This window comes from Paenibacillus yanchengensis (genome assembly GCF_042684845.1).
Lineage (GTDB): Bacteria > Bacillota > Bacilli > Paenibacillales > Paenibacillaceae > Pristimantibacillus > Pristimantibacillus yanchengensis.
Genome location: NZ_JBHUMH010000063.1, coordinates 135,525 through 147,395, shown reverse-complemented (window position 1 = coordinate 147,395; position 11,871 = coordinate 135,525). Strand labels below are relative to the sequence as shown.

At 41.2% G+C, this 11,871-nt stretch carries 15 protein-coding genes; all 15 read left to right on the top strand.

The window, feature by feature from the left end; all coding sequences use genetic code 11:
* Nucleotides 1–35: 35 nt before the first annotated feature.
* A complete protein-coding gene (locus ACFSTH_RS19615; RefSeq protein WP_377773835.1) occupies nt 36–971 on the top strand; it encodes an ABC transporter permease in 936 nt (311 codons plus the stop codon).
* A complete protein-coding gene (locus ACFSTH_RS19610; RefSeq protein ID WP_377773833.1) occupies nt 971–1,972 on the top strand; it encodes an ABC transporter permease in 1,002 nt (333 codons plus the stop codon). The genes ACFSTH_RS19615 and ACFSTH_RS19610 overlap by 1 nt, the downstream gene beginning before the upstream one ends.
* A gap of 20 nt (nt 1,973–1,992) precedes the next feature.
* Entirely contained in the window at nt 1,993–3,045 is a 1,053-nt protein-coding gene (locus ACFSTH_RS19605) for an ABC transporter ATP-binding protein (protein ID WP_377773831.1), read from the top strand.
* Nucleotides 3,042–4,004, top strand: a complete 963-nt coding sequence (locus ACFSTH_RS19600; protein WP_377773829.1) for an ABC transporter ATP-binding protein — start codon at nt 3,042–3,044, stop codon at nt 4,002–4,004. The genes ACFSTH_RS19605 and ACFSTH_RS19600 overlap by 4 nt, the downstream gene beginning before the upstream one ends.
* Before the next feature lie 234 nt (nt 4,005–4,238).
* The gene (locus ACFSTH_RS19595) at nt 4,239–4,745 is read left to right on the top strand and encodes a DsrE/DsrF/DrsH-like family protein (protein WP_377773827.1); all 507 of its coding nucleotides are present in this window, start codon (nt 4,239–4,241) and stop codon (nt 4,743–4,745) included.
* Nucleotides 4,746–4,871: 126 nt separating this feature from the next.
* Nucleotides 4,872–5,138: a metal-sensitive transcriptional regulator gene (locus ACFSTH_RS19590; protein ID WP_377773825.1), complete on the top strand. Its 267-nt coding sequence runs from the start codon at nt 4,872–4,874 to the stop codon at nt 5,136–5,138.
* Between the two features lie 249 nt (nt 5,139–5,387).
* Complete coding sequence (gene upp, locus ACFSTH_RS19585) at nt 5,388–6,017, top strand: uracil phosphoribosyltransferase (protein ID WP_377773823.1); 630 nt, start codon at nt 5,388–5,390, stop codon at nt 6,015–6,017.
* A gap of 30 nt (nt 6,018–6,047) precedes the next feature.
* Complete coding sequence (wecB, locus tag ACFSTH_RS19580; protein WP_377773821.1) at nt 6,048–7,196, top strand: non-hydrolyzing UDP-N-acetylglucosamine 2-epimerase; 1,149 nt, start codon at nt 6,048–6,050, stop codon at nt 7,194–7,196.
* Nucleotides 7,197–7,408: 212 nt separating this feature from the next.
* Nucleotides 7,409–7,633 carry an ATPase F0F1 gene (locus ACFSTH_RS19575; protein ID WP_377773819.1) on the top strand — a complete coding sequence of 75 codons (225 nt, stop codon included), beginning with the start codon at nt 7,409–7,411 and terminating at the stop codon, nt 7,631–7,633.
* The gene (locus ACFSTH_RS19570) at nt 7,626–8,003 is read left to right on the top strand and encodes an ATP synthase subunit I (RefSeq protein ID WP_377773817.1); all 378 of its coding nucleotides are present in this window, start codon (nt 7,626–7,628) and stop codon (nt 8,001–8,003) included. The genes ACFSTH_RS19575 and ACFSTH_RS19570 overlap by 8 nt, the downstream gene beginning before the upstream one ends.
* A gap of 35 nt (nt 8,004–8,038) precedes the next feature.
* Complete coding sequence (atpB, locus tag ACFSTH_RS19565; RefSeq protein ID WP_377773815.1) at nt 8,039–8,800, top strand: F0F1 ATP synthase subunit A; 762 nt, start codon at nt 8,039–8,041, stop codon at nt 8,798–8,800.
* 100 nt (nt 8,801–8,900) lie between these two features.
* The gene (atpE, locus tag ACFSTH_RS19560; protein ID WP_377773813.1) at nt 8,901–9,122 is read left to right on the top strand and encodes a F0F1 ATP synthase subunit C; all 222 of its coding nucleotides are present in this window, start codon (nt 8,901–8,903) and stop codon (nt 9,120–9,122) included.
* A gap of 103 nt (nt 9,123–9,225) precedes the next feature.
* Complete coding sequence (gene atpF / locus ACFSTH_RS19555; RefSeq protein WP_377773811.1) at nt 9,226–9,708, top strand: F0F1 ATP synthase subunit B; 483 nt, start codon at nt 9,226–9,228, stop codon at nt 9,706–9,708.
* Entirely contained in the window at nt 9,705–10,244 is a 540-nt protein-coding gene (locus tag ACFSTH_RS19550) for a F0F1 ATP synthase subunit delta (protein WP_377773809.1), read from the top strand. The genes atpF and ACFSTH_RS19550 overlap by 4 nt, the downstream gene beginning before the upstream one ends.
* Before the next feature lie 26 nt (nt 10,245–10,270).
* Nucleotides 10,271–11,776, top strand: a complete 1,506-nt coding sequence (gene atpA / locus ACFSTH_RS19545; protein WP_377773807.1) for a F0F1 ATP synthase subunit alpha — start codon at nt 10,271–10,273, stop codon at nt 11,774–11,776.
* Nucleotides 11,777–11,871 lie beyond the last annotated feature (95 nt).

Here is an 11,871-nt window from a genome sequence, read left to right as displayed (position 1 = left end):
ATAACTATATAACCATTAGAAAGGAGCAGCCCAATATGTTTCGTTATTTTGGAAAAAAATTGATGTATATGCTGCTTTCTTTGTTCGTACTTGCTTCGGCTACTTTTTTTCTGATGCGGGCAACACCAGGTAGTCCTTTTCAATCTGAAAAAAATATTCCGCCAGCTATACTAGAGCAATTGAATGCACAATATGGATTTGATCTACCTTTATGGCAACAATATTTGAATTATATGGGTAACATTGCCCAATTAGATTTGGGTATGTCGATGAAGCACCAATATACATCTGTAACAGATGTCATAGAGCGTGGATTTTTTTACTCCATGCAACTTGGAATATTCTCCATCATGTTGGCAATTGCAGCAGGATTAATTCTTGGCTTCATCGCTGCACTTAATCATCGCAAGTTTTTGGATAGTTTTACGATGTTTATTGCAGTACTGGGTGTGTCTATCCCTAACTTTGTAGTAGCAACTGGACTACAACAATTATTTGGAGTACAGTGGCGAATATTTAATGTAACAGGACTTAATGAACCACTGGATTTTGTGTTGCCCGTATTAGCGCTATCTTTTTTACCGGCAGCTTTTATCGCTCGTTTAACCCGTTCAAGTATGCTTGAAGTGTTATCGGCTGACTACATTAAAACGGCGAAAGCAAAAGGATTAAAAGGTCGTGTCATTTTGGTGAAACATGCGCTTCGAAACGCAATTTTACCAGTAGTTACTTATGTTGGACCGATGGCAGCTAATATCATTACAGGGTCAGTGATTATAGAGCAAATTTTTGGAATTGGCGGTTTGGGACAAGATTTTGTCAGCAGTATAACAAACCGAGACTATACATTAATAATGGGATTAACGTTATTTTATGCCGTTATTTTAATGCTTGCTCGGTTAGCAACTGATTTAGCATATGGACTAGTAGATCCACGGATGAAACTTGCGGGTAGAGGAGGTAAAGGCTAATGGCAGAAGGCAACAATAATAAATCAAAGGAAATAGTACAAGAAGGACTTGTTGGTGCTACTGCAAGCAGTAATTTAGCTAATACCGCATCTTTTACCGTAGCTGATTTTGAGAAGTTACATGCAGAAGAAAAGGCTATTAAACCAGTCATGCGAGAAAGTATCTCGGCTGGACGTGATGCATGGCTGCGGCTGAAAGCAAACAAACTAGCTATGATTAGTATTATTATTTTGTTGTTAATCGGTTTGTTTGCTATAATCGGACAGTATTTGACACCACATGATTATCAAACACAAAATTTCGATAAAATAAATCATCCCCCATCTAGCGAACATTGGTTTGGGACAGATTCTCTAGGTAGAGACATGTTTGAACGTACGTGGATGGGTGCGGGTATTTCTTTGCAAGTAGGGATTTATGCTGCGCTGGTAGACTTGGTGTTAGGCGTTATTATTGGTGGAATTATGGGCTATTATGGCGGTAGAGTGGATGAAATTTTGAACCGTATTTGCGAAATACTCTATTCGATCCCCAATATGCTTGTAGTTATTTTGCTTATTGTAGTCTTGAACCCAAGTATGTTTACCATCGTCTTAGCACTATCTATTACGGGATGGATAAGTATGGCGTGGATTGTGCGTGGACAAGTGATGCAACTGAAAAATCAAGAGTATGTTTTAGCAGCACGTGCACTTGGAGCAAGCCCATTTAGAATTATGTTCAAACATTTGATACCCAATTCATTAGGTCCAATTATCGTTACGATTACAATGACAGTACCACAAGCCATTTTTGCTGAAGCATTTCTTAGTTTTTTAGGTCTGGGTATTCAACTACCAACAGCTTCCCTAGGAACGTTAATTAATGATGCACTTAAAGCCATGACAATATATCCGTGGAGAATGTTGTTCCCGGCTGTATTGATTAGTTTAACAATGCTTTGCTTCAATATATTTGGTGATGGTTTACGTGATGCTTTCGATCCAAAATTGAAAAAGTAGTAATGAAAGGTGGTGGGTGGATGAATTACAAGCAGAATAATGCGGCGGGGACGGCGCAGTTAAACGATAAGACTAACTTGCTGGAAGTAACTGACCTGCGCGTAAATTTCAAAGTTCGCGGTGGAGAAGTACAAGCCGTGCGCGGTGTTAATTTTTCGATTAAACCAGGTGAGGCAGTAGCGATTGTTGGGGAATCGGGTTGCGGTAAAAGTGTTACAGCCCAGTCGATTATGAAATTGTTGCCAAGCCCGCCTGCTACGATAAGTGGGTCGATTCGTTTTAAAGGTGAGGAAATAGTAACAAAAGAAGAAAAACAAATGGAAGCTATTAGAGGTCAAGAGATTGGAATGATCTTTCAAGATCCGATGACTTCGTTGAACCCAACACTTACTATAGGAACACAAATTACAGAAGTGTTGGTGAAGCATCAAAAGATATCTTCAAGGCAGGCAAAAGTTAAAGCGATAGAATTATTACACCTAGTAGGAATACCTAATCCTGAAACTCGCTTTGGACAATATCCACATCAATTTTCTGGTGGTATGCGACAACGGGCGATGATTGCCATCGCACTTGCTTGTAATCCAGCTTTGCTTATTGCTGATGAGCCGACAACGGCGCTCGATGTTACGATTCAAGCACAAATTATGCGTGTGTTAAAAGATTTGCAGGTACGACTAGGTACGTCTATTATTCTGATTACGCACGATCTCGGTGTTGTAGCGGATGTGTGCGACCGTGTTATTGTTATGTATGCAGGTAAAGTGGTTGAAACCGGCACGAAGTGGGAAATTTTCGGAAATCCACAGCACCCTTATACTCGAGGGCTATTACGTTCGATGCCTCGTTTGGATCAGCCGAAAGATGAGCCGTTAATTCCGATTTTCGGGAGCCCGCCAGATCTAATAAAACCACCGCTAGGATGTAGTTTCTGTGCTCGTTGTGATGAGGCGATGCGTGTTTGTCTAGATAACGATCCAGAACTGGTAGCAGTAGGCGCTAATAGCGATAGCGAACATGCTGCGGCATGCTGGTTAACACATTCCTATGCGCAAGGAGAGAAATCGATATGAGCACTGGAGAGCCATTTGTACAAGTCAACAATTTAAGTAAGTTTTTTAATTTGGGCGGCGACCAAATATTAAAAGCGGTTAATTCCATCAGCTTTTCGATTAAGCATGGGGAAACGGTTGGTGTGGTGGGGGAATCGGGTTGCGGCAAATCGACAGCCGGACGAACGATAATGCGTCTGTACGAACCAACTGAAGGTACCGTTTCGATTGGCGGTAAAAATATATATCAATTAAAACCTAATGAACTAAAGGCGTTTCGTCGTCAAACGCAAATGATTTTTCAAGATCCTTACGCTTCGCTAAACCCACGTATGACTGTGGCGAACATTATCGGTGAGGCACTGGATATTCACAATCTAGTGAGCAGCCGAGCAGAACGTGAAAAACGGATTGCTGAGCTGTTGGAACTAGTAGGGTTGCAATCACAACATGCTGCCCGTTATCCTCATGAATTTTCAGGGGGACAACGTCAACGTATCGGTATTGCTCGAGCGCTTGCTGTTGATCCTGCTTTTATAATAGCCGATGAGCCTATATCTGCACTGGATGTGTCGATTCAAGCGCAAGTCGTCAATTTACTGCAACAGTTGCAAAGGCAAATGGGATTAACTTATTTGTTTATCGCTCACGATTTGTCGATGGTTAAACATATTAGCGATCGTGTGGCGGTTATGTATCTTGGTAAGATTGTGGAGATTACGGAAAGTGGCGAGCTGTATAGTAATCCGCTTCATCCTTATACGAAAGCATTGATGTCAGCTATTCCGATTCCTGATCCACAGGTCGAGGCTGAACGTCAACGCATTGTATTGCAAGGCGACTTGCCGAGCCCTGTAAACCCACCGTCAGGCTGCAAATTCCATACTCGTTGCCCTGTTGCAACAGAGAAGTGTAAACAAGAAGAACCACAATTGCTAGAAGTACGCAAAGGGCATTTTGCGGCTTGTCACTATGCTTAACAGTAGCGATTGTTTTATCGATAAAAAATGAAAAGCGTGTATATCAACGATGTTGGTGTGCGCGCTTTTTTTGTTATTTTCTTATTTGGAGTAAATAGGATGGTGGAATAAACAGAAATCTGTTTTGACAATTTTAGTGAAACAGTTTATATTAAGTTACATACTATTAGGGGTATGGGTAAATAGTTGTTAAACAACGAAAGGTAATGACAAAATAAAGGAGCGAAGATAAATATGAGTTCATTGCAAACGAGTACTGATGTGACAAAAAACAAAGGAACAACTATTGTGTTGTTTAGTGGGGATATGGATAAAGCAATTGCTGCTTTTATTATTGCGAACGGCGCAGCAGCTTACGATCACGATGTAACGATATTTTTTACTTTCTGGGGGTTAAATGCACTTCGTAAAGAAGAGGCTGTACCAGTGAAAAAGGGCTTTTTGGAAAAAATGTTCGGTTGGATGATGCCACGTGGAGCGAAGCGGTTAGGTTTGTCTCGGATGAACTTTGCAGGAGCAGGTCCAAAAATGATTAAACACGTGATGAAGAAGCATAATGTGCTTACATTGCCTCAATTTATCGAATTGGCACGAGAGCAAGGGGTTAAGTTAGTAGCTTGTACGATGACGATGGATTTGTTAGGTTTACAACAAGATGAGCTATTAGATGGTATTGAGTATGGTGGTGTAGGTGCGTATTTGGGAGATGCGTCGGAAGGAAATGTGAACTTATTCATATAACTTCTAGCATAACATTGAAGCGTGGTGCTTGTTGCTATAAATGGTTTACGTTATAATATATAAAACTCGATGGGATACTATAGATCGTTTAGCCAGTACTATAGATAAGAAAGGCAGGTTAGAGAGATGAGCTACGAATATTCCAATGAAATTAAAGCAAGATTGAAGCGAATTGAAGGGCAGGTTCGCGGTGTGTTGCGACTGATGGATGAGCAGAAGTCTTGTAAGGAAGTTGTCAGTCAGCTATCTGCCGTTCGCAATGCTTCAGATCGAGCAATTGCTCAAATTGTCGCAGAAAATTTACAACAATGTATAATAGATGAACAAGCGGCTGGCGGAGATACTAGCAAAGTTGTCGAGGAAGCGATTCAATTATTGGTAAAAAGCCGCTAAGTACAATTATGACATTGTTTTGCTTGTGATGAGTGTCACAATATTTTTATTAAAAAAAATACCACGTTTTTAGTACAATTATTCATTGGATGGTTGGTGCATTAAAAAATACTTGTAGACGAAAGTCTGTAAGTATTTTTTTTAATTATTTGTAAGGTGCAACGTGCATTATACAGTGCTATAATGTATAGGATTGTAATCAAAAATAGTGTAATTGATGATAAGTTTTGTTAGGAGGAATTATGCTCCATGGGCAGATTAGTAATATGCGACCATCCGCTTATTCAGCACAAGTTAACCTTTATTCGCAACAAACAAACGAATACGAAAGATTTTCGTGAACTTGTAGATGAGGTTTCAACATTGATGGCGTACGAGTTAACAAGAGAAGTACCGCTTGATACGATTGAAGTAGAAACACCTGTGGCCACAACAAACTCCAAAATTGTATCAGGTCGTATGCTTGGCCTTGTGCCTATTTTGCGTGCCGGTCTTGGGATGGTTGACGGCATGTTGAAATTGATTCCTTCTGCAAAAGTAGGTCATATTGGATTGGTACGTGACCCGAAGACGCTCTTGCCAACGGAATATTATATCAATTTGCCAACAGATGCACCGAACAGGATGTTAATTGTTATTGATCCTATGCTTGCTACTGGCGGCTCAGCGATTGCTGCGATAACATCACTTAAAAATCGTGGTTGTGACCATATTAAGTTGATGTGCCTCATTGCAGCTCCCGAAGGAGTAGCGGCGATACAGGAAGCTCATCCTGACGTAGATATTTATATTGCGGCACTTGATGAAAGGCTAGATGATAACGGCTATATTATTCCTGGTTTAGGCGATGCCGGTGACCGGATGTATGGGACGAATTAGTTTTGATCAGACATAGGAGGATTAAAAAGTATGTCTAAACTGAAAGTGATGACGATATTTGGAACGCGACCGGAGGCGATTAAAATGGCTCCGCTCGTATTGGAGTTGCAGCGCCGAGATGATGTGATTGAACCGATCGTCTGTGTAACTGCTCAACATCGGCAAATGTTAGATCAAGTACTTGATTTTTTTGAGATTACACCTGACTTTGATCTCGATGTGATGCAACAACAGCAATCATTAACAGATACTACGGTGCGAGTACTACAGGGTCTGGAACCGATATTGGCTCAAACGAAGCCAGATATCGTATTAGTGCATGGCGATACGCAAACGACCTTTCTAGCTAGCTATGCTGCTTTTTTACAAAAAATTCAAGTAGGACATGTGGAAGCAGGTCTTCGGACGTGGAATAAATTATCTCCATATCCAGAAGAAATGAACCGTCAACTTGCTGGTGTATTGTCGGATGTTCATTTTGCTCCAACAAACTGGTCGGCGGGCAACTTGCTCAAAGAAAACAAAAATGAAGCACACTTATATATTACAGGTAATACAGCGATTGATGTTTTTCAGTACACGGTAGATGATCAATTTATGCATCCTGTCATTGAATGGGCGCAAGGAAAAAGAATGATATTGATGACAGCGCATCGGAGAGAATCACTTGGTGAAAAACATCGCAACATATTCCGTGCAGTTCGTCGAATAGCTGATGAACATGAAGATGTTGTCGTAGTCTATGCGGTGCATATGAATCCAGCCGTGCGTGAACCGGCACAAGAAATATTAGGCGATCATCCGCGTGTTCGCTTAATTGATCCACCGGACGTATTCGAATTTCATAATTTTTATCCGCACGCTCATTTTATTATGACCGATTCGGGTGGGTTACAGGAAGAAGCGCCAAGCTTTGGAGTACCGACATTAGTGATGCGGGATACGACAGAAAGACCGGAAGGTATTGAAGCTGGTACACTTGAGCTGATTGGAACAGATGAGGAGCATGTCTATAATAGAGCGAAAGCTTTATTAACGGATGCGGCTCTATATGCCCGGATGAGTCAAGCGGCCAATCCGTACGGTGATGGCAAAGCATCCGAAAGAATAGTGGACGCGATACTCCATCATTTTGGGAAAATCGCGGACAAACCAGAGTCGTTCACACAACGTTCATAAATTACTTTAATTGTTGCTAGGCAAAGCTAGTGAGAAACTATACAGTAATACTGTACGGTTTTTCGTCATAGCTGTGATATATAGTACAGAGCGAGAAGCTGTATAATGACAGCATGCTATGAATTATTACAATTGACAAACGATTCAAGCTTTTCGTATTATTATTGTTGGGTTTTAAACTTTTGTTTGCTAGGTTAATCCAAGAGGTGATAATGCTGAATCAAGACAAGCCATGGCTTGTTGCGCTATATATTAGCGGAGCAGGCGTTATCGTTACTGCTTACATTGTGGTTGGTTTTTGGATTGCAAAGTGGTTGGTTGGGTACTATGCTGCACCGCGATTTTGGATTGCTGTCGGGTGTGTGGCTGGTTTGATTCTAGCAATTATCAATCTTGTACTGTTAATAATAAAATTCGTGGGGGAAGATAATGGCTAATATCGCTTCCATCGTGAATGTCGTTTTTAGAGTCACTATCATTTTGTTGGCACTGGCATTTATGGCACTTGCGTTATATCCGGAGTACAAGCAACATTGGCTCGGTTTTATTATTGGTAGTTCAGCGGGATTACTGAATGTTCGTTTTTTAGCTCGGAAGGTAACTCAGTTGACCGAGTTGGTTGTTGCTCAGACTAGCAAGAAATTTAGTATGGGTTTTGCTACACGGATGTGTGTCGTTTTGCTTGTTGCGTTGTTTGCTTTCAAATTTGAACAAATTTCGCTCTGGTCAGCAATTGTAGGCATATTTGTAGTTCAACTGCTTATGATTCCAGTAAGCATTGTGTTAAGCTTTCGTCAAGAAAAATAAATAAGCGAACTTTGGAAAGGGGTGAGTACAGATTTATGCATGATGCACCGATTATTGAGATAGGTTCGTTGGATATAAACTTATCGACTATTTTAATGCTCCTTATTACCTCAGTAATTGTTTTTGTTCTCTGTATGCTGGCAACTCGTAATCTATCTGTGGAAAACCCTTCCAAACTGCAAAACTTTATGGAATGGGTCGTTGATTTTGTTCACAATTTGATTGGTAGTGCATTGCCGCTACATAAAGTGAAGAATTACCTGGGACTTGGGATGACGTTGATTTTATTTATCTTCATAGCTAATATCTTGGGTTTACCACTTGCAATTATTTCTGGACATACAGGACCGGTAGAAATTTTTGGTTACGTATTAAAAGGTTCGGAATTAGCAACGGTAGACAATCAGGCGCATTTCCTTTGGTTCAAGTCTCCTACAGCTGATATTAACGTAACGATAGGATTAGCATTAGTTGTATTTTTAATTATCCATTTCTTAGGGCTAAAAGAAAATCGCAAACATTATTTGCAACACTATCTTCAACCGTACTGGTTTTTCTTACCACTAAATATTATCGAGAACTTGGCAAAGCCAATCGCACTAGCGATTCGTTTGTTCGCCAATATATTCGCCGGAGAAGTTCTTATCTCAACTATTTTAAAAATATCATGGTTCGGTATTCCGGTATTGGCAGCATGGCAAGGATTTAGTATATTTATCGGAGCGCTTCAAGCGTTTATCTTTACGATATTGACGATGGTTTATATCGGTCAAGCAACGATACATGAAGAGCATTAATAAACCTGGTTGGAGCAATTTTTGAATTGCTAGCAATTAAGGAGTATTATATTTAATTAATTACTAATATACGTAAGTATTCCAAGGAGGAAATTAGAAAATGGAAATGTTGGCAGCAGCAATTGCAGTAGGTTTGGGCGCACTAGGCGCAGGTTTTGGTAACGGTATGATCGTAAGTAAAACAGTAGAGTCCATTGCACGTCAGCCAGAGGCTCGTGGTCCACTTCAAACAACAATGTTTATCGGTGTTGGTATCGTTGAGGTTGTACCTCTAGCAGCTACTGTTATCGCGTTCTTGATCGTTTTTGCTGGTGGATCTTAGTCAATATTATATAACGAATGGTTTGGCGAGGAGGGCGTAGCCATCTTCGCCTTCGTTATGTAGGATACGCGATATGATGTGAGATGGAAGGAGTGAGCTTAAGTTGTCAATAAATTGGTTGGATATAGTAATTACACTATTAGCCTTTGCAGTCTTATATTATTTCTTGAACAAGTTCGCCTTCGGTAAACTGTTCGGCATTATGGAAAAGCGCCGTGAGTTGATAGCAAGTCAACTGAATGAAGCGAGAGAAACGCGCGAGCAAGCTGCGCAATACGTAGAAGATCAAAAACAAGAATTGGAAAATGCTCGTAAGGAAGCTTACGGAATTCTTGAGCAAGCTCGTGTTACCAGCTCTAAGCAATCTGATGAGATGATCAAATCTGCACAAGCAGAAGCAACACGTATTAAAACAGATTCTATTAAAGATATTGAAGCTGAAAAAAGCAAAGCAGTTGCTGCTATTCGTTCCGAAGTTGGTGGTTTGTCTGTACAAATCGCTTCCAAAATTTTGGAAAAGCAAGTCGACGGAAAGTCACAAGAGCAACTTGTTAAACAATATATGAAAGAAGTCGAATCGAAATGAGCCGCGACATTGTAGTAGCGAAGCGCTACGCTAAAGCGTTGTTCGAACTGGCAAACGAGCAGCAGTTGGTTGCACAAGTAGAAGAGCAATTAGCTGCTATCGTTCAATTGTTTCATGATGATGTGGAAGTGATTCGTTTTCTGGATTACCCGGGCATTGATAGTGCGCAGAAGATTACTGTAATGCGTACTGCTCTGCAGGAAAAATTGGCGAGCCCATTATTGAGTGTACTAGAATTGCTTATTACACGTAGAAGACATCATTTAGTTGCTGCGGTGTATGACGCTTATGTTCGTATTGCTGGCGATGTTGCTGGTGAAGCACGAGCGGTAGTTCGTACAGCAAAACAGATGACGGATGAAGAAATTGCTTCATTGTCTGAGCGATTCAGTAAGCTTACGGGAAAACGCATTGTATCCACGCAAGTGGTTGAACCAGGGCTGTTCGGTGGAGTTGAAGTACGTATTGGCGACAGTCTATATGACGGTAGCTTGGCAGGTAAGCTAAAACGATTGGAAAAGTCGTTAAAAATTTAACGCAAGTAAGATTAGGGGTGAACGAATTGAGTATCAGACCTGATGAAATCAGCACGCTGATTAAACAACAGATCGAACAGTATAAATCGGAAATTGAAGTAGTCGAAGTCGGCACTGTTATTAACGTCGGTGACGGTATTGCACGTGTACATGGGCTTGAAAATGCGATGCAAGGAGAATTGCTTGAATTCGCTAACGGTGTCGTAGGTATGGCACTTAACTTGGAAGAAAGCAACGTTGGTGTTGTTATTCTTGGTCCGTATACAGACATTCGTGAAGGAGATCAAGTAAAACGTACTGGACGTATTATGGAAGTGCCAGTAGGGGAAGAGCTGCTTGGACGAGTAGTTAACCCACTTGGTCAACCGCTAGATGGTAGAGGTCCAATTAATACGAAGCATACACGCCCAGTTGAGTCTCCGGCTCCTGGTGTTATTGCTCGTAAGTCGGTTCATGAGCCGATGCAAACAGGTATTAAAGCAATCGACTCCATGGTACCAATTGGTCGTGGACAACGTGAGCTTATTATCGGTGACCGTCAAACAGGTAAAACAGCGATTGCATTGGATGCGATCATTAACCAAAAAGGTACAGGTGTTAAATGTATTTACGTAGCAATAGGACAAAAGCAATCAACTGTTGCTAACGTTGTAGAAACATTGCGTCGTAATGATGCACTTGATTATACAATTATCGTTACAGCAGGTGCTTCTGAACCAGCTCCATTGTTGTTCATTGCGCCATATGCAGGCTGCTCGATGGGTGAATACTTTATGTACAAAGGTGAGCACGTTCTTGTTATCTATGATGACTTGACCAAACAGGCAGCAGCATACCGGGAGCTTTCCTTGTTGCTACGTCGTCCTCCAGGTCGTGAGGCATATCCGGGTGACGTATTTTACTTGCACTCCCGTTTGCTAGAGCGTGCAGCTAAGCTGAATGATGAGCATGGCGGCGGATCACTGACAGCATTGCCATTTATCGAAACGCAGTCTTCTGACGTTTCTGCCTATATTCCTACTAACGTTATTTCTATTACAGATGGTCAGATTTTCTTGGAGTCAGACTTGTTCAACTCCGGTCAACGTCCAGCTGTTAACGTAGGTATTTCCGTATCCCGTGTTGGTGGTGCAGCACAAATTAAAGCGATGAAAAAAGTTGCCGGTACGTTGCGTCTTGATCTTGCAGCATTCCGTGAGCTTCAAGCGTTCTCACAATTCGGTTCTGACCTTGATAAGTCGACGTTAGCTCGATTGAATCGTGGAGAGCGTACGATGGAAATCTTGAAGCAAGGTGTAAACCAGCCAATGGCGGTTGAGAAACAAGTTATTTCGATCTTTACAGCGGTAAAAGGTCACTTGGATGATGTCGCAATTAGCGATGTATTACGATTCGAGAGAGAGTTTTTGAGTTTCCTAGATTCTAATCATCCAGAGATCGGTGCGTCTATTCGAGATACAAAAGATATGACAGCTGATAACGAAAAAGCACTAGTAGCGGCTATTGATAAATTTAAAAGAAGCTTTGTTTAAGAGACATAGATATTAGTAAGTAGTGGCCTGCGTTTGGATAGAGCCATTCAGTATGTGAGTAGAGCGCGGGCTACTGAGCAGGCTTGGGCGAAAGC

Coding starts and splice junctions, on each gene's coding strand:
- ACFSTH_RS19615 (WP_377773835.1), top strand. CDS start 36: ATGTTTCGTTATTTTGGAAAAAAATTGATGTATATGCTGCTTTCTTTG.
- ACFSTH_RS19610 (WP_377773833.1), top strand. CDS start 971: ATGGCAGAAGGCAACAATAATAAATCAAAGGAAATAGTACAAGAAGGA.
- ACFSTH_RS19605 (WP_377773831.1), top strand. CDS start 1,993: ATGAATTACAAGCAGAATAATGCGGCGGGGACGGCGCAGTTAAACGAT.
- ACFSTH_RS19600 (WP_377773829.1), top strand. CDS start 3,042: ATGAGCACTGGAGAGCCATTTGTACAAGTCAACAATTTAAGTAAGTTT.
- ACFSTH_RS19595 (WP_377773827.1), top strand. CDS start 4,239: ATGAGTTCATTGCAAACGAGTACTGATGTGACAAAAAACAAAGGAACA.
- ACFSTH_RS19590 (WP_377773825.1), top strand. CDS start 4,872: ATGAGCTACGAATATTCCAATGAAATTAAAGCAAGATTGAAGCGAATT.
- upp (WP_377773823.1), top strand. CDS start 5,388: ATGGGCAGATTAGTAATATGCGACCATCCGCTTATTCAGCACAAGTTA.
- wecB (WP_377773821.1), top strand. CDS start 6,048: ATGTCTAAACTGAAAGTGATGACGATATTTGGAACGCGACCGGAGGCG.
- ACFSTH_RS19575 (WP_377773819.1), top strand. CDS start 7,409: ATGCTGAATCAAGACAAGCCATGGCTTGTTGCGCTATATATTAGCGGA.
- ACFSTH_RS19570 (WP_377773817.1), top strand. CDS start 7,626: ATGGCTAATATCGCTTCCATCGTGAATGTCGTTTTTAGAGTCACTATC.
- atpB (WP_377773815.1), top strand. CDS start 8,039: ATGCATGATGCACCGATTATTGAGATAGGTTCGTTGGATATAAACTTA.
- atpE (WP_377773813.1), top strand. CDS start 8,901: ATGGAAATGTTGGCAGCAGCAATTGCAGTAGGTTTGGGCGCACTAGGC.
- ACFSTH_RS19550 (WP_377773809.1), top strand. CDS start 9,705: ATGAGCCGCGACATTGTAGTAGCGAAGCGCTACGCTAAAGCGTTGTTC.